Annotated in this window: 19 protein-coding genes; 12 read left to right on the top strand and 7 right to left on the bottom strand. The window is 42.7% G+C overall.

All coding sequences use genetic code 11. The annotated features are described in order from the left end of the window. The first annotated feature begins 406 nt into the window (after positions 1–406). From V7K30_RS14065 to V7K30_RS14050, 4 genes are all read left to right on the top strand, one after another. Positions 407–1720 (top strand): histidine kinase, encoded by a 1314-nt coding sequence (locus tag V7K30_RS14065; protein ID WP_335000086.1) that lies wholly within the window; start codon positions 407–409, stop codon positions 1718–1720. 147 nt (positions 1721–1867) lie between these two features. Beyond that, complete coding sequence (locus V7K30_RS14060; RefSeq protein WP_335000084.1) at positions 1868–2335, top strand: BON domain-containing protein; 468 nt, start codon at positions 1868–1870, stop codon at positions 2333–2335. Between the two features lie 188 nt (positions 2336–2523). Beyond that, complete coding sequence (locus V7K30_RS14055; protein ID WP_335000082.1) at positions 2524–2958, top strand: CAAD domain-containing protein; 435 nt, start codon at positions 2524–2526, stop codon at positions 2956–2958. Between the two features lie 385 nt (positions 2959–3343). Next, entirely contained in the window at positions 3344–3751 is a 408-nt protein-coding gene (locus V7K30_RS14050; protein ID WP_335000080.1) for a hypothetical protein, read from the top strand. A gap of 121 nt (positions 3752–3872) precedes the next feature. Here V7K30_RS14050 and V7K30_RS14045 read toward each other — a convergent pair whose 3' ends face one another. Together V7K30_RS14045 and V7K30_RS14040 are read right to left on the bottom strand one after the other, a co-directional pair. Further along, positions 3873–5435 carry a metallophosphoesterase family protein gene (locus V7K30_RS14045; RefSeq protein WP_335000078.1) on the bottom strand — a complete coding sequence of 521 codons (1563 nt, stop codon included), beginning with the start codon at positions 5433–5435 and terminating at the stop codon, positions 3873–3875. Positions 5436–5579: 144 nt separating this feature from the next. Further along, on the bottom strand, positions 5580–6551 hold the full coding sequence (locus V7K30_RS14040; protein WP_335000077.1) for a YegS/Rv2252/BmrU family lipid kinase: 972 nt from the start codon (positions 6549–6551) through the stop codon (positions 5580–5582). 190 nt (positions 6552–6741) lie between these two features. On the opposite strand from V7K30_RS14040, the gene V7K30_RS14035 reads away from it, so the two are divergent. Next, positions 6742–7164 carry a lysozyme inhibitor LprI family protein gene (locus V7K30_RS14035; protein WP_335000075.1) on the top strand — a complete coding sequence of 141 codons (423 nt, stop codon included), beginning with the start codon at positions 6742–6744 and terminating at the stop codon, positions 7162–7164. Positions 7165–7253: 89 nt separating this feature from the next. After that, the gene (locus V7K30_RS14030) at positions 7254–7805 is read left to right on the top strand and encodes a Uma2 family endonuclease (RefSeq protein WP_335000073.1); all 552 of its coding nucleotides are present in this window, start codon (positions 7254–7256) and stop codon (positions 7803–7805) included. Between the two features lie 60 nt (positions 7806–7865). Here the strand turns inward: V7K30_RS14030 and V7K30_RS14025 are convergent, their stop codons facing one another. Both V7K30_RS14025 and V7K30_RS14020 read right to left on the bottom strand, forming a co-directional pair. After that, a complete protein-coding gene (locus V7K30_RS14025; protein ID WP_335000071.1) occupies positions 7866–8432 on the bottom strand; it encodes a Uma2 family endonuclease in 567 nt (188 codons plus the stop codon). Between the two features lie 160 nt (positions 8433–8592). Further along, a complete protein-coding gene (locus V7K30_RS14020) occupies positions 8593–8928 on the bottom strand; it encodes a hypothetical protein (protein WP_335000069.1) in 336 nt (111 codons plus the stop codon). A 117-nt stretch (positions 8929–9045) separates the two neighbouring features. Here V7K30_RS14020 and V7K30_RS14015 point away from each other — a divergent pair, with 117 nt between their 5' ends. The 3 genes from V7K30_RS14015 to glgA all read left to right on the top strand — a co-directional run bounded on the left by V7K30_RS14015 (position 9046) and on the right by glgA (position 11930). Then, complete coding sequence (locus V7K30_RS14015) at positions 9046–9186, top strand: hypothetical protein (protein ID WP_335000067.1); 141 nt, start codon at positions 9046–9048, stop codon at positions 9184–9186. 193 nt (positions 9187–9379) lie between these two features. Beyond that, entirely contained in the window at positions 9380–10351 is a 972-nt protein-coding gene (hemC, locus tag V7K30_RS14010) for a hydroxymethylbilane synthase (RefSeq protein WP_335000065.1), read from the top strand. Positions 10352–10490: 139 nt separating this feature from the next. Further along, positions 10491–11930, top strand: coding sequence for a glycogen synthase GlgA (gene glgA, locus V7K30_RS14005; protein ID WP_335000063.1), 1440 nt, complete (start codon positions 10491–10493; stop codon positions 11928–11930). Between the two features lie 69 nt (positions 11931–11999). Here glgA and V7K30_RS14000 read toward each other — a convergent pair whose 3' ends face one another. Next, positions 12000–12221, bottom strand: a complete 222-nt coding sequence (locus V7K30_RS14000; protein ID WP_335000061.1) for a hypothetical protein — start codon at positions 12219–12221, stop codon at positions 12000–12002. Positions 12222–12727: 506 nt separating this feature from the next. Further along, entirely contained in the window at positions 12728–13999 is a 1272-nt protein-coding gene (locus V7K30_RS13995; RefSeq protein WP_335000059.1) for a HEAT repeat domain-containing protein, read from the bottom strand. Positions 14000–14291: 292 nt separating this feature from the next. Between V7K30_RS13995 and V7K30_RS13990 the strand changes: the two genes are divergently transcribed. The 3 genes from V7K30_RS13990 to V7K30_RS13980 all read left to right on the top strand — a co-directional run bounded on the left by V7K30_RS13990 (position 14292) and on the right by V7K30_RS13980 (position 16918). Further along, on the top strand, positions 14292–15092 hold the full coding sequence (locus V7K30_RS13990; protein WP_335000057.1) for a DUF1838 family protein: 801 nt from the start codon (positions 14292–14294) through the stop codon (positions 15090–15092). A 651-nt stretch (positions 15093–15743) separates the two neighbouring features. Continuing rightward, positions 15744–15983, top strand: coding sequence for a hypothetical protein (locus V7K30_RS13985; RefSeq protein ID WP_335000055.1), 240 nt, complete (start codon positions 15744–15746; stop codon positions 15981–15983). A 32-nt stretch (positions 15984–16015) separates the two neighbouring features. Then, positions 16016–16918 (top strand): HEAT repeat domain-containing protein, encoded by a 903-nt coding sequence (locus tag V7K30_RS13980; RefSeq protein WP_335000053.1) that lies wholly within the window; start codon positions 16016–16018, stop codon positions 16916–16918. Between the two features lie 72 nt (positions 16919–16990). Here the strand turns inward: V7K30_RS13980 and V7K30_RS13975 are convergent, their stop codons facing one another. Beyond that, positions 16991–17599 (bottom strand): HEAT repeat domain-containing protein, encoded by a 609-nt coding sequence (locus V7K30_RS13975; protein ID WP_335000051.1) that lies wholly within the window; start codon positions 17597–17599, stop codon positions 16991–16993. Positions 17600–17757: the final 158 nt, after the last annotated feature.

Below are 17757 nucleotides of genomic sequence, written 5' to 3'. Positions count from 1 at the left end.
GTTACCCTCACTCTCGATCGAAAATTGGGTGAGGGCAAAATATCGAAATAAAGCAGATTTACCCTGAAGTTTAAACCTATATATAGTTGTGTATTTATACTAAGGATTACATCTAAGTAGATATAGATAGTTTTTTCGGATAAATTTGGTTAATTTTAAAACTCATATTTAGACAAACTTTTGACAGAGAAAAAAATAGTTAATATCTAATTTTTATAAAACATAATTTATTTGATACTTTCAGATTTTTTATTAACTTAGCCTTAGCTCAAAGCACCTATATCTAATGATAGAGATAAAATTTATTCCAAACGATTGATGAAAAATCAACATAAGCATGTATTAATAAGGGGTGTTACGAGCTATAAATTAGTAAATAATTGATTTGTGCTGAGGAGAAAAAATAATGGTTGTAGGTGTACATAATAAACGTGGTGTAGGTGTATTTTCTAATCGCCGAGATGTTGAACATGCCCTACATGAATTGAAAAAGACCGGGTTTGACATGGATAGAGTCTCTGTCATTACGCAGGATGGAGACAAAGATGATATTGCTGGCGCTGAAGTACGCGATCGCGTCGGTGATAAATCTGACGAAGGCGCTAAACTTGGGGCAGTTACAGGCACTGCTTTGGGCGGATTGACTGGCTTATTAGTTGGTCTTGGGACTTTGGCAATTCCTGGAATCGGGCCAATTATGCTAGCTGGAGCCGCAGCAACCACCCTAGCTACCACCCTCACTGGAGCTGGTATTGGTGCAGTAGCTGGCAGTTTGCTTGGTGCATTGATTGGTTTAGGAATTCCCGAAGAACGAGCTAGAGTTTACGACGAACGCGTGAGGCGGGGACACTATCTAGTTATCGTAGATGGTACAGATACAGAAGTCGCCAGAGCAGAAGCAATTCTACGTCAGCAGGGTGTGGAAGAGTTTGGCATTTACGATAATCCAGATGCTAGAAATGCAAGCACTGGTTATGTCACTCCAACTCCTGCTGGCACTGGTTATGTCACTCCAACTCCTACTGCGGCTCATAGCGGTGTTGCTAGACGGGCAATTGGGGTATTTTCTCATCGTCGAGATGCAGAAGCAGCACTTACAGAATTACGAGATGCGGGTTTTCCCTTAAGTACAGTCTCCATCATTGCCAAGGATACAAACGGTCAAGGGATCGCTGGTGTAGATGTAGATAGAAACGTCGGTACAGGTAATAAAGCAGACGAAGGCGTAAAAGCTGGAGCAGCTACAGGCGGAGTCGTAGGCGGTTTGACTGGTTTATTAGTTGGTCTTGGGACTTTAGCGATTCCTGGAATCGGGCCTGTGATTGCAGGTGGCGCAGTAGCAACAGCTTTAGCATCAACAGTGGCTGGTGGTGCGATCGGTGCAGCCGCTGGGGGTATTGTAGGCGGACTCGTTGGTTTGGGAATTCCTGAAGACAGGGCGCGAGTTTATGGCGATCGCTTCCAAAAAGGCGACTACTTAGTAATTATCGATGGTACGGAAGGTGAAATCCACCAAGCTGAAGCTATTCTCAAACGTCGAGGTATTGAAGAATTTGCTATCTATGATGGCACTGATCTTGGTGAATATCGCCCAGGTTTGGACAGAGTAACAGATCACGACACACCAGTTATTAATAGCGATCGCACCAATTACTCAACATCCGCTAATATAGACGATCCTGCCGTAGTCATTGTTGACCGTCGTGATGAAACACTCTAAGCTAAGGTAGTCGTCACTCACACATAATTCCACAAAATTGCAGAAGCAAGAATTTGAAAACTTTGCTCCTGACTGACTAAAAAACCTGCTCCTCACTTCTGCCGTAAATATCAACAAATTTCACTTTCCGATTCCGAATTCAACAATATGCAAAAGCTAACTCCTTTCTTAATTAGTGGCCTTTTAGTTTTTGGTGTTGCTGCTTGTGATAACGCTTCTAAAACAAGTGAATCTGCACCCAATAATCCTAATGAAGCTCCCCAAACACCAACCGCAAAAGCAACACAAGCCGCTCAACAAGATGCACAAAGTGATGTCCGCAGAAGACAACTAAATGAGGATATTCGCGCCCGCGAACAACGCAATAATACCACTGGTGGCGATACAAAAAGAGCTGCCGGTGACTTAAAAAGTGAAGTTCGCTCTAAGTTAGAGGCTAATATACCCAAGGGTCAACTAACAGTTGATGCCGCAGACGATGGGACTGTCACTGTCGCAGGAACTGTTAACAATCAGAAGGAGTTGGCTAAAATTGAACCTTTAGCTAAACAAATTAAAGGTGTCAAAACTGTAGTTGTTAAAGCAACTGTTGCCGCACCAAAACCAAGCAAATAAGGCAGCTAACAATAAATCTAACTGAGTTGGTAGGTATAAATAAATTTAGATGCCCCTGCTCAGTTTTAGTGGTCAGTTATACTTAATTACTGACCACTAAAAATTTCCAACTGACGACCTTAATAATTATATTTATTGATGCTCAGTTCAGTTATACAACCTCTTTGTAGTCACCGAAAATAAAAACTATGGAAACTGAAGAACAGCAACGTGAATCTATCAATGCTTCCTTATCACAAGCTACACTAGCACTTGAAGGTACAGATACTACAAACTTACCCAAGTTACCACCAGCACGTGAACCTGAATCTCAATGGCAGCAAATTAGCAGACAAGTTTCTCAATTTTTAGAGCAACTGCCGGAATATTTAATTAGCTTTTTTAAGGACTACAAGCAGCCTCTAACAACTGTTGCTTTAATTTTGACGGCGATTGTTACAGCCAAGATAGTACTAGCAGTCTTGGATGCAATCAATCATATTCCACTACTATCACCGACTTTTGAGTTAATTGGAATTAGTTACGCTACATGGTTCATTTTCCGTTATTTACTTAAGGCTTCAACTCGGCAAGAATTAGCCGATGAAATTCAATTTCTGAAAAGCCAATTTGTGGGCGAATAAATTTCCACATTAAACTAGCCTCAGCACAGTAGTTGGTATAGTTCGCTAATTAAATATATACAATCCAAAGGTTTACATTCCCGACTTATCTCAAAAGTCGGGAATTTTGTAATTATCCTATTTTGGATGCAAAACCCAGTAAAGGCACAATAATGTTCATTGGTGTCAGTGTCAACTTCAGCCAAAACCCTTGTTTTACCGAACGAATGTGAATCATAAGTATTTAACCGGACTTAAAATTAGTCTTTTAGATACATCCAAAGATAGAGAACATAACATTATATTTAATTTAAAATCACTTCTCAAGATAGTAGCTCAGAGATGAAAAACAGCCTAATCTGGTTTTTGAAGTTATTTAATAGATTCTTTAACGAGGACATAATTTATGGCTAATGAAGGAGTTAATAAAGGTATAGATTCATCTGATCGGGCTGAAGTAGATACATACGATCGCGGGATTATCCCAGCTGAAACTGCTGCTCGAATGGAAAGAGAAGGAGATAAGTACAAAAAACTCCCCACAGAAGAAGGGGAGGCAGATGCACCTACGGATGACCAAACTGATCCAGAAAGTATACGCACCACTGACGGCTATACCGTGGACAAAGAAGGTTTGTCTAACAACTATGCAGTTGAACCGGAAATGTACTACGAAGTACCTGGTGATGCACGCAAACAAGCAGCAGAAGAAAAGGCAGCACGTATTGAAGAACTTGGAGAAATTAATCAGGACGAGGAAGGCAAGTTGACCGAAAAGGGTGACAGCCGCGGTAGAGGGCCAGGAATAATTTAATTAACAACTATCCTTTTGCTGGGTGCAATTACACGTAAGAAGGCGAAATAGCTGGTTTGTAGAGACGTAATGATTGCGTCTCTACTTGTGTATATGGGCTAATATTTCGAGAAGTATGTTACTAGATAATCAACGGCTCAAGTTCACGATTATGCCATTGCCGCTGATGCCATTCGGCAACCAAAGGACGGACAATAAACTTAGGCTGTCTATCGCCTTTAACGTCAATGCGTAAACCTGAATAAGGTCGTCGTTTCTGAAAACCTTGACCGTTGCGACCAATGAAGAGATGCGATCGCGCCACTAATCTATTTTCATTCCCAAAAGTCTCCATCAAATCTGCTCCCTCAATCCGCTGGCGTCGCAAACTAAACCCACTACCGCCACAAACAATCCAGTGGATATGCGAATCAGCGTGTCCGGTATCCATTGTCTCAAGGTGTTCCAAGCAGTGCGCGTGACCGTTTAATACCAAATCGACCAAAGGACGCCCCTGAGTTCGGGAACCTATTTCTTCAGCTACCGCATCCAACACACCACGGAGGCGATCGCGAATGATCAGAGTTTGGGCTTGTTGCCACTTTGTCGCTTCAGTTACATAGGGAGGATGATGGAAATAAATTACCCTTCCCCGAACTTCGCCAGTATTCCAAGATTCAATTAATCTTTGCTTGAGCCACTCCAGTTGTTCAATATCAGTCAGCAGTGTTTTATTAGTGGCTAGTTGCTTATCGATATCAACAATAATTTCTTCAATTTGTGACAGCTTGGCGTGGAAGTCGTCTAATTGGTCGGCTTCGCTGGGGTTTTCGGGACGAAGCTTGGCTGAGGTTTCAATGATTTGCTGCTTTTCTTGCTCTAAATCTTCACGGCGTTTTTCTAAGAGTTTGCGATCGGCGTCACCTTTTTTTGTTTTAGGTAGCGGTGGTGGATCGTTAAATGTATTAGAATCCAAGGCAAAGAAATCAATACCGCCATAACGAAAAGTGTAGTAGCGATTGGGAAGGCGGGTAAAATGCCCAGGTTCATACTTAAGACAACGACCTGTATCTGTCTTACCTGTGTAGTACTGATCTAAATGATGATTTAACTCTCCTGGAAGCTGAAACGCCTTCAGATAGTCGAGAAATGCCCGTGCGTAGGCGTCACCGGTTCCTGAGCCATGCAAGCCCACATCTAGGTCTAACCGCGATCGCAACAGGCCACGAATCGGTAATGTTGTTAGGGATGCCAAGCTCAATAAAATCGGCAAGTTATAGTAATCATGATTTCCCGGTACTGGTAGAATGGGCAGCTTAAAAATCATCTGATCATAGGCAATCTTTTTGGGATGTTCTCCGCCCAAGATAAACTCTCGGTAAGGCTGGATGAAGTTCTGGTGGTAGTATTCACTCGACCCGACTAAATAGATCACATCCCCCATGTGCAGCATAAAACGGGATTCGTTGTGATGAGGCAGCATGAGTTCAGCCACCTGTCGCTGGGGATTGTGTCCCCGGTGTTTGCCGGAACCACTATCACCTACAACTAAAAATGAGAAATCAGGATTATCTGCTTGACCATCCTCCAACACTAGCCGAGTTTGGTCGATGTTCCGTTCCACAATTAACGGATCTTGCCATCGTACCCGCTGATTCATTTTACTAATTTTGTTAGCGATCGCTGGATCAGATACAAGTTTCAATGCAATCTACTCCTGAGTCTTGAATTGCAGGGAAGATGAGGGAGCAGGGGGAGCAAGAATTTTAGATTTTAGATTTTAGATTGAAATTTAATCCAAAATTTAAAATCCAAAATCCAAAATTGAATTGCCCAATGCCCAATGCCCTCACTCCTCTATTGTGTCTTTCATCTCAATAGTCAAATTAGGGAGTCCTTCTAGTTTTTCGGTAGGCTCAACTTCTTCTACTAATGGCACAAAAATTCTCAAGCCTGCTGGAACACACTTAATTTCTACTGGTGTTGTACCCACTATTTCACCATCTAAAACAACCTTTTGCGGTGGGTTAGTCGTAATTTTAAATTGTTTGGCTCGCAGGAAGCCAATATCATCCCGTTCTACGGCGTTACCTGTAGAAGCCGTTTGAAATAGATGAAATGTAGCTGCAATCGCTCCTGCCTTGTTAGCTGGAGCTACAATCGTTAAATCTAGTAACCCATCATCATAAATCAGACCTGCTGGCCCCTGAGCCAAAACCGAAGTGGGAGGCGCGGCATTTGCGACTGTTACTGCACAGGCACTAGTTTTAATTATCTTGTCTTCAGTTTCAATTTCAACATCAAAAATTTTTAAGTTTCTCAGTTGCTGGATTCCTGCCAAAACGTAGGCCATCATCCCAAAGCGATTTTTTGCGTCCCGGTCTGCCAATTCTACAGTTTCAGCTTCAAAGCCAATACCTGCTAAGAGTACCATTGGCCGATCGTTGCAATAGGCTACGTCTACACTGCGGATTCCTCCCTGTAAAATTGTCTGACATGCCGCTGCGATCGTGTCAGGAATTCCTAAAGCTGTGGCAAAAGCGTTTGCTGTTCCTCTGGAAATGATCCCAAATGGAATCTCAGTACCCACTACAGCCGCTGCCGCCGCTGAGAGGGTGCCATCTCCCCCCGAAGCAATGATTGCATCTACACCCCTCGCTACCGCTGCATAGGCGAGTTCGTCAGCGTCGATTTCTTCAGTTGTGAGATAAATATCTAGGTCAATCTCTGGCTCTAATATTGCCCGAATTTCTGCCAGTTCTAAATCTGGGTCACCCTGACCCGCAACTGGATTGAAGATGAGGCAGGCGGAACGATTCATAAAATATAAAAGCTAAACTTAGATCACTAAAATACCAAATTATTTTTAGCATTGTTGGTAAATTTCGACTTCCATCTGGCGGCTGGTTTACCCTTTGTAATAAGTTTAAAATCTTCTGCGTCGAAACATCCCTATGCTGATGCATATTTTGGTATCTTTTGTCTATACTTAAACAATAAAAAATTTTGCCATGCGTCAATTATTACTAGTTTTGGCAAGTATGCTAACTCTCAGCAGTTTAGATACCCCCACCATGACAATAGCAGGCACGACGCCTGATTTACCAGAGATGCGCTTAGTTCAAAAGCTCAACTGCAATAATCCTCAAACTCAAACAGCAATTAATGAATGCACGAAGTTATCTTATCAGAATGCAGATAAAAAACTGAATCGAGTTTATCAACAATTGCTACCTACGTTAGAAAGCTCTAGGAAACAGAAATTGATTACTGCACAGTTCGCATGGATTAAGTTTCGAGATACCAATTGTGAGTTTGAGAGAAGCAGATACGAGGGAGGAAGTATTGCCCCAACGATTTATTTTGGTTGTCTAGAAAATTCCACCAAATTGCGTACCCAACAATTACAGGAATATCTCAAAGCCGACCCTTAATTTGATAAAAATTGTTAATTTTTTTTGATATCTACCGGTTTCTATGATTGCGTTACGATTGAGGTAAAATACGATAAAAAAGTGTCTCTATGACCGTAACTACAGCGAAGTGGACAATAGATGAATATCACCGCATGATCGCGGCAGGTATCCTAGATGATCGGCATATGGAACTTCTAAAGGGAGAAATAGTAGAAATGTCACCGGAAGGAGAACCTCATGCCTACTTCAGCAGTGAAGCTGGGGAGTACCTGATTCAACTTTTAGGCAATCGCGCCACAGTTCGCCCCAGTAAACCGATTACGCTTCCTAACAACTCTGAACCTGAGCCTGATATTGCTATTGTAAAAAGATTGGGACGTGAATATTTAGAACATCATCCCTACCCTGAAAATATCTTTTGGTTGATCGAATATTCTGATTCCAGCTTAGATAAGGACTTACAAATAAAAACCAAAGTCTATGCTGAAGTAGATATTCCTGAATATTGGGTAGTTAATCTGAGAAAGCGACAAGTTGTAGTATTTCGAGATCCTCAAGATGGAGAGTATACCTCAAAAACAACATTAACTAGAGGTACAATTTACCCACAAGCATTTTCAGATTTGGCTATATCAGTAAGTTCGATTGTTAACATTTAGAGATAGAAACTAAAAAATCCATTAATCCGATTATTTACAGATAATTTTAACATGGCTTGCTCACTCTGCTTTCATCTTTAACCAGCCAAATACCTGTTCTACTGTCAACTTTAAATCAATACCATCTAGAACAGTCAAACTATCTTCTCTATGACAAAATTCTGGTTGTTGATCTGGTTTAAATACAAGAACTGAGCGGTCATCAGGATCAATCAACCATCCCAACTGACAACCATATTTTAGGCAGTGCAAAATATTGTTTGTAACTCGATTGGAACTTTGATCTGGAGAGAGAATTTCAATCGTCCAGTTCGGAGCAATTAGCACATCATCTACAGGTTCCCCGTTATCGTCAAATTCAATTTGTTGCCAACGAATAACCGCTACATCTGGAACAATTGACCGACCACCAAAAGTACAACGCAACTCTGGAAAAGCATAAGCGATTTGCCTATCCTCTGTGACTTCATTAATTCCATTAATCAACTTAGTCTGAAGTCGGGAGTGGCGGGTTTTAGGCATTGGTTTCTGGATAATCCCACCATCAATATAAATACTGGCAGGCTTTGTTTCTGGTAACTTCAGAAACTCCTCTAGGGTTAGGGATGCCGATTTTGCAACACTCATGACTTCTGTTATTCCGAAAGTCCTGCATCTAGTTTATCAATCTTCGCCACTGGCTGGATACAACAAGGCGATTATTTATAGAGCAATACGCTTGGGTTAAGGCTTAATTCTTTGTTCAAGTCAATCATTCGCTACAATTTATTTATCAAGTTGCCCTTCATCAAACATCTAAAATTTTCGCTTGATTATTTGAGACAGTTAGAATAACTCCTCTAAGCTTCGGCTGCATTCCAGGTGAATCAACTGACCAAGCCAAAGCGTAACTCATATCGCCATTAATTTTTGGAACAGCTATTTGAAAGTGAGGATCACAAATTTTAAATCTGACTCCTTGCCAAACAGGCATAGTTCCAGGTATTGAATGGTTTTTAGAATACAAATTTACAATAAATGCCTTATCACCTATCTGTAAATTTTGCTCTGATTGAAATGTAAAACCACCATTGTTGATAACTGTAAGCTGTTTATCAAAGAATAAACGCGCTATGTAGTACATCGCTGGAGCTATAGATTCATTTGTTATAACCGCATTTAAGGGAATTGGCTTTGAGAATCATTGATTGCCCATCAGTGCGATCGCACCCGCATATAATAATCTTGGCAAATTGAGTTGATGAAGCAACTTGCTACCCAGGTTGCGATCGCTATCCAACAGTCAAAACTTTACAAACAGCTACAAACACTCAACGCTGAATTAAAACACCGCGTTCAACAACGGACTCAAGAGTTAACTAAAGGCAATGTCTCTCTTTGAGGCTGTACTCACAAGGAGCAATGAAAACTCCTTGTGAGTACTCCCTATCTATAATTTGAGATTCCTGAAGCAAGCTTTTGGTAAAGAATTGTAATCTAAAATCCAAAATCCAAAACCCAAAATTCGTATGTGTCCCTGACTACGGTAGTCTAGATGAAAGTGAATTCTCGCTTGCGAGACGATATATTGTTTTATGACTTCAGTTGTTTCTAGTCCTCCACGCACTATTCGGATTGGTTCACGCAAAAGCCAACTAGCTCTGGTTCAGACCTACTGGGTACAAGAGCAACTCCAGAAAAGCTTTCCTGATATCACCTTTGAAGTCCATACCATGTCTACCCAAGGCGACAAAATCCTGGATGTAGCATTAGCTAAGATTGGCGATAAAGGACTTTTTACTAAAGAACTTGAAGTCGGAATGCTCAATCAGGAGATTGATTTTGCCGTTCATTCCCTCAAGGATCTGCCGACTCACTTACCAGAAGGGTTAACACTGGCCGCAATTACTGAACGGGAAAACCCAGCAGATGCATTAGTTGTGCATGAAAAGCATAAAGATAAACAAATCGATACTTTACCAGAGGGTGCGGTAATCGGTACATCTTCGCTGCGGCGATTAGCACAGTTACGCCACCACTTCCCCCACTTTACATTTAAAGATGTGCGGGGAAACTTGATTACACGGTTGGCAAAACTGGATGCAGGCGAATACGATGCTTTGATTTTGGCAGCAGCAGGGTTGGAGAGATTGGAAATGAGCGATCGCATTCATCAAATTATCCCCAATGAAATCTCCCTCCACGCCGTTGGACAAGGAGCCTTGGGTATAGAATGTCGGACTGATGATAGTGAATTGCTATCTCTACTCAAAGCGATCGAACATCCCCAAACACGCGATCGCTGTCTCGCCGAACGATCTTTTCTCCGCTCTCTAGAGGGCGGCTGTCAAGTACCTATTGGTGTAAATACAGAAATATCTGGTGAGAATTTGATCTTAACAGGGATAGTCGCCAGTGTAGATGGTCAAAAGTTCGTAAAAGATACCGTCACTGGGATTGCCAACAATGCCGAAGCACTAGGCATAGAACTAGCAGAACTGTTGCGGCAACAGGGAGCGCAAGAAATTTTGTCAGAAATTTTTGCGGTGATTCAGCGCGGTTCCTAAGCAATTGGGCAAGCCGATGTGATTAGATAATAATTGATCGCCGTTGCATCAAAGATGTGCCAGACGCGACAAATTGCGTTGGTCGGAATCGATCATAGAGTTAATTTGACAATATAGACTCAGGGAAGCAAAAATTACCATGCGGATTCTATTTGTTGCAGCAGAGGCAGCGCCCATTGCCAAAGTAGGAGGAATGGGTGATGTTGTCGGGGCATTACCCAAATTCTTGAGAGAAATGGGGCATGATGTGCGGATATTCTTGCCTTACTATGGTTTCCTGCCAGACAAAATGGAAATTCCCAAAGAACCCATTTGGCGGGGATCTGCGATGTTCCAGGAATTTGCTGTTTATGAAAGCATTCTGCCTGGTACTGATGTTCCCTTGTACTTATTTGGACATCCCTCTTTCTTACCCCGCCACATTTATTCTGGAGATGGTGAAGACTGGCGGTTCACCTTGTTTGCCAATGGTGCAGCCGAGTTTGCCTGGAATTACTGGAAACCGGAAATTATGCACTGTCACGATTGGCATACGGGGATGATTCCTGTGTGGATGCACCAAGATCCTGATATCACCACATTGTTTACCATTCATAATCTGGCTTATCAAGGGCCGTGGCGTTGGTATTTGGAGAGAATTACTTGGTGTCCCTGGTATATGCAAGGACACAACGTCATGGCGGCGGCGGTGCAATTTGCTAATAAAGTAAATACAGTTTCGCCCACCTATGCCGAGCAAATCAAGACACCGACTTACGGTGAAACATTAGAAGGTTTGCTGTCCTTTATTAGCGGTAAATTATCTGGGATTATCAACGGTATTGATACTGAGGTTTATAATCCAGAAGATGACAAATACATTGCCCAAACCTTCACTGCTGATACTTTAGATAAACGCAAGGCAAACAAAATTGCTTTGCAAGAAGAACTAGGGTTAGAAGTCAACTCCAAAGCCTTTTTAATTGGGATTGTAACCCGATTAGTGGAACAAAAAGGTATTGATTTGATATTGCAAATCCTCGATCGCTTCCTATCTTATACAGATGCACAGTTTGTGTTGTTAGGGACAGGCGATCGCTACTATGAAACTCAGATGTGGCAATTAGCATCCCGCTTTCCCGGACGCATGGCAACTTACCTACTGTATAACGATGCCCTGTCTCGCCGGATCTACGCTGGTACTGATGCCTTCTTGATGCCTAGTCGTTTTGAACCTTGCGGTATTAGTCAAATGATGGCTTTGCGCTACGGTTCTGTACCCATTGTCCGCCGCACAGGTGGATTAGTTGACACTGTAACCCATCATGACCCCGAAAATGCCGCAGGTACTGGTTATTGCTTTGACCGCTATGAACCGCTAGACCTTTTCACCTGTATGATTCGGGCTTGGGAAGGCTTCCGTTTCAAACCGCAATGGCAAGAACTACAAAAACGCGGCATGAGTCAAGATTTTAGTTGGTATCAATCTGCCAAGCAGTACGTGAAGTTGTACAGGTCAATTTACGGTTTGCCAGAAGAAGAGGAGACACCAGAACTAAAGTCAGTGTTAAACGAGGCAGTTACCAGTAGCAAGTCCTAAACCGCTAGTAGGGGTGTACAGATGTACATTGGTGTCAACTTAAGGTAAAAACCTGCCTAGAACTAGCTTTTAGATTGTCTCGTTCCCAGTCTCCGACTGGGAACGCCGTTCTAGAGGCTCCGCCTCCCTTGCTGGCGGCTCTGCCGCCAAGAGCAGCATTTCCAGCCTCTGGCTGGAAACGAGATTTGAAAAGGCTTTTTGCTTAAGTTGACACCTATGACAGATGTATGCCTCTAATCTTTGTGACTCGTGAATTCCATGAACCTTTCCCTGCCTTAAACTAAAGTTCAAGTCTGTCCCTCTCCGACTCGGAGAGGGAAACATTTTGCGTATTAAAACCAGAGCTACCTTATACACACAAGTCATCCAATTACCCAAAGCAAAAACCTCACCCTGTCCTGACTTTAATCCCTCTCCTTACCAAGGAGAGGGACAGGTTTTGCGTAGCAGAACCAGGGTGAGGTTTTCTTAAGTTATTCGATCAACCGTAAATTGCGTCCAGAGAGACTTTTGTATACACACAAGTCTCTTGACCTGCAATGCCAATACATCGACTGACAATGCCAATGCATCGACTGACAATGCCAATGCATCGACTGACAATGCCAATGCATCGACTAACAATGCCATTGCATCGACAATTATCTAAGATTGATATAACTCTTAACTCCTAACTATTAGACTTCTTGCATAAATCAAAAATAAGAACCCCACCCCGCCAAAGCTACGCTTTGTCCCCCCTCCCCGCTCTTCGAAAGGGGATTAAGGCTGGGGTGTTTAGGACTTTTGCAAGAGGTCTATTGAGTACTGGTCGCTTTCGCCTTAATTAACCAGTCAGCATCATGAGTGCAAATTTCCCGACCGGACGAGTCTCCTAAACGGTCTAGCGCCAATAAACAAGCATATTTTAAATCCCAAATTGGCGTATTGAGGCAAATTTTGAGTTCAGTAATTGCTCGTGAATCACCCAATTCACCAAGAGCGATCGCACAAGCTGCACGGGATTTCTGAAACTGAGGTTCGCGGTTGTGCAGGTTTTCTATTAACAAATCGTAGGCGGGAACATATTTCAGCCAGCCGAAAAGTTTCATGACATGATAATGAGCGCCATAATCGTTATATGCCTTGTCCAAATAAGTTGCTAGAAGTGCTTGGGGTGCTTCTTGTGGATAAATATCTAGTAAAGTTTTTGTCGCTAAATAGCAGCGTCCAAAATCGGTTTCGTAGAGTTCGTTAATCACAAAATTTAGTACAGGGGTCGCGTCATACTCATGTACTAAATCAAGTTCGTTGGGATGATCGTACAGTACTTGCTCTAAGTAAGGTTGAATTTCTGTAAAGGTAATTTCACCACTGGGGATGCCTGCATCCAAAAGCATCCGCAATCCTCGCAACCGAAACACCAGAGATACAGGACAACGGGCAATTTCTGGGATGGCTTTGTAGTAGCGTGAATCAATCAGGTCTTGAATGCAACCGCGCCGTGCATTAACGCTGGAACTTTGTAGCAGCGACATCACCTCAGTGATTTGCGAGTAGTCACCGGTGAAACGACAAACTGTAGCGATCGCTGCACTACGGGTAGGTTCATCCTCAGCTTGGGTAAATTTATTTACACGTTCTAAAGACGGCTGATAGTCAGCATTAGCAAGGGTGTGAATAATTACTCGATAGATTTGACCAGGTTTATCGAGCAGTTGCGCCACCTCTTCGAGAATTTCTGGATCTTTAGTCCCGATTTCCCCGATCGCCCACACAGTATTTTCAACAGTATAAATATCATCATCTTTGAGGCACTGCCGAATTACAGGTAAAGCTGATTCGGCCTGCAATCGCCCCAGACTTTCTACAGCCTTGCGTCGAACAATCCGGTGGTCTAACTCATCAGGATTACTGGTTTCAATCGCCCGCACTAAAGCCGCGATCGATTGCTCTGTGGGGAAGTTAATTAGATGGGAAACAGCAATATACTTATCAGAAGCGTCTTCGAGTTGTTCTAATGGTGTATCGATAATTGCGATCGCTTGATCTTCTGTTAGCCCAAACATTTTAAAAAAACGTTTATCCATTGATCTGTTAATGGCTCTTGGATAATTGCTCAGAGGTCACGTTTACTATCGTACTAGTGACAGGGGACTGGGAAATAGCGATAAATTATGTTTGAGGATTAAACCACCAAAAAATGCAGTTGCTAGTTAGGTTGGAGTTTAGACCAAAATAAAATAAAATCCGCTTACTGAGCTACTGAGTGAGAGTTGCGATGTCTAACGTCAAGCCGCTTCTCTACGAGACGCTCCGCGTCGCTTGCTTCTCCGTAGGAGTATGCGTGTACGCAGCCATTTAAGGATGATAGAAACAGATATGAGTGATTACTTAGATGACTACGAATTTAATAACCTCGATTTTTACAGAAAAAATCATGGGTTACAGATTTATTACAACTGGTCTGGGGAAATTTGGTGGCAAGAAACACAAGACAAGCCAAAAGAAAAATTGTTCTCTATTATTGGCATGAATGCTACCAAAGTATTTCTCAAGCCCGATCCTGAGTCCGGCGAAGTCGGGTATCGCATCAATAGAGAGTTGGGTTTATTTTGTGACCCAGATACGCAAGAGATTCTGCACTTTTGGAAGTCACCAACAGCAAGTCAACCAGTACCAGTAGTCCACATTGCTAACCGCATTGTCCAAGGCTCAGTCAAACCAAAAAAAGTTGTCATACCCAAAGGCAAGGGATATATTACCTCTGTCATGGAAATTCCTTTAGAATATCCGCATCCCTTAGCAGGAGATAGCAAATATTCAGACTATTGCCCTGGAGAAAAGTTTAAGGGAGTTGAGTACTTTATATCAAATACTTGCCGACCCGATGCAACTGAAGTCCCTTCTGCTAAGTGGGCAAGGGACTGTCCTTGGTTGCCCTGGATGAAGTTAGGATATGCTCATCCAGCTAAATTAAGATTTGAAACCACAATATTTAGAGTAGATTCTTTTGAGCAGCTTCATCCTAGTTTGGTTAAGCTGGTGAGGGAAAAAGTACCAATTTATGAATTCACGCCAACAGAAAGCGATGAACCGAATGTGACGAGCATTCAATACTTTAAGAAAAACTTTGAGTCCTACTTGCGGGGAGATATTTTCCCACTTGAGGAAACCTCTTAAAATAATTCGTAATTCGTAATTCGTAGTTAAGAATTCAATTACAAATTACGAATTAAGAATTATTTCCGCAGTTAGTAACTATTCCTTTGACCATTTACGTGAAATAGCAAAGCATTCGTCAAACTTAGACGATAGCTTGCTAGGTTCTGGAAACCTGATCCTATTAGCCCACGCCTCAATCTTTATTAGGAAGGTACTCAAGTCCTGCTGCACTTTGCTCAGTTCCGTCTCGAAGGTGGAACGTCGTTGGCATCGCCCTCACTGTCTAAATCGAATGGCACTAAGATAAGCCCAAAGTCTTGTATTGCCTCTCATCAACCCACTGGAGGCGGAGCCTCCCAGGAGCGGTTCCCAGCCTCTAGGCTGGGAACCAGTCAGGATAATGGCTGTATTTGAACGCGCGATATCTACGAAGGGCTATTCGGCGTCGCACTTTCATTCAAAAAAGCCTAAAAGACTTATCAGAACTTAGATCAAAGGCTGTAGTTGGGTACGACTTTTGAAGATTTCCGTCAAAAAGCTTTACCAGTGGTAACGTGATCTGAGAAGATCATAATATATGCATTTGTCTAGCAAATAATCAAATACAAACGATAGTCGAACACTGACTGCACATCATTTATATAAACACGCATTTAGGAAACAAAAGTTATGGATGAAGCATCAGAACTCACAACAACCGATAACCCAAGCGCTCAAGATGTAGCAGAAGTTATTGCAGAACTTGAGCTATATCGAGAACGTCTAGTCCAAGAAACTACAGAAACAGCAAAACGGGCTAAGTTGATGAGAGTAAATGTTATGGCAAAACTAGAGCCTGAACTTACCAAGATTGATTCTGCCCTTGAGGAACTCCGTAATCAACAGGCTGCTCTGAGAGTCAGCAACTAGTAATCTATCTTGATAATTTAGCTATAAGTCACATGCTCAACTCCAAAACTCAATCCGGGGAGGATTCGTTAAATCTGTCTCAGGCAGAAACTGATGCAATACTAGCAGCAGTCAGTGAGCAATTAGGCTTAAATACCTTCAACCCTGATGACCAAGAGCTACTCAAGCAGATGATTGAGAGTATGGGAGACTCACGGGGGATGGTTAGGTTGAGTTTTGCGGAGGTGTTGGGTAAAATCGGTAAACCAGCGACCCCTTTATTGATGCAAGCTGTGGCAAATCACCCAAACCCAGTTGTACGCAGAGCTAGCGCCAAAACCCTGACACTGATCGCTGATCCGATCGCAGTTCCCACCTTGGTTAACGCTCTCTTAAATGATGAAGATACAGTGGTCAAAACCTCGTCGGTGGGAGGGCTTGCCAAAATAGGTAAGGCAGCTGTGCCAGCATTGCTGAAAATCTTAGCGTCAACCGAGTATCCAGAAAGTGCCAAAGGACATGCGGTATGGGCATTGGGATTTATTGGAGCAGAAGCGAAGGAGCATTTATATCGAGAAATTAACTCAGACTCGGCTGATGTTCGGGCTGCGGTGGTAGGTGCGATCGCTAAAATTGCTCAAGAAGGCACTGAAGAAGGAGCATTTCACATTCTGGTGAACGCTCTTACTGATTCATCCCAAATGGTGCGGTGTGAAGCGGCATCTGCTTTGGGCAGTCTGGCTTATCAACCAGCGATTCCTAATCTGGTGGAGTTACTGCATCATACCGATTGCGAAACTCGAAAAGCGGCGGCTCTGGCATTGATGAAAATTGGCGATCGCACTTCCTTAGAACCCCTGCAAGCCGCATTAACCGAGGAAGGTGAAGCGGGGGTTCAGGCAGTGATCAAGTTGGCGATTTCTCAAATTGAGAGACAGTTAGAGTCCAATACCTAAATTATTTCAGTGCAATAAGAAAGTGTGGGTTTGGTGATTAACTATTTTTTGGATATGGTGTGAATGCGATCGCTATCCTCTCTTATAGTTAATCACTTGATCTAATCGCGGCAAAGCACTCACTGCTGATTCACGAACATACGGATCGGCAGTTTCATCATTAGTTAATGCTGTCAGCACTTCCACCCCTCGGATATCACCCATCGAACCGAGTGCATTGACGATCGCCACAGCCAGCGCAACATTATCTATTGTTTTCAAAGCTTCAGTCAAAATCTCAAAGGCAGGAGAACCAATCTCACCCAGCGCCATGACTGATGCAATATAAACAACGGCATTTGGATCATTGAGCGCTGTTTTTAATCCCTGTAATCCCTCAGTCGGGAAGGGAACATCGGGATGGTTGGCAGCAACCTGTGCCAGGGCCTTAGCACAACTACCCCGAATGGTCGCATTATCGCTATTTACTAATGACTCTACCAGTGGCGGTACTGCATCTGTACCAATAGCACCTAGTGCCTTTACCGCAGCTCGACGGTAGGTAACATTTTCCTCATCCAAAATACCCATCAGCCGAGGAATGGTATTTTCATCACGGACATCAGCCAGTTCCCACATGGCTCGTTCCCGCAGATTGGGGTTGGGGTGTTTCAATTGTTCAAATAGAGAATCTGTTGTCATAGGTTTAGTAAAATGAAAATCCCAAATCACCAATTTAAATACAATTGGCCAACGATAAACGACGACCCTTATGAATAAATATGCAATGTTTATTTGCCTAACGGTTTAATTTTGAATTTTTCACAGGAGTTACTTACAATAAAACAGAGGGACTCTTG

The sequence above is a fragment of the Nostoc sp. genome (genome assembly GCF_036917655.1).
Lineage (GTDB): Bacteria > Cyanobacteriota > Cyanobacteriia > Cyanobacteriales > Nostocaceae > Nostoc.
This window is presented reverse-complemented; position numbering and strand designations above follow the sequence as displayed.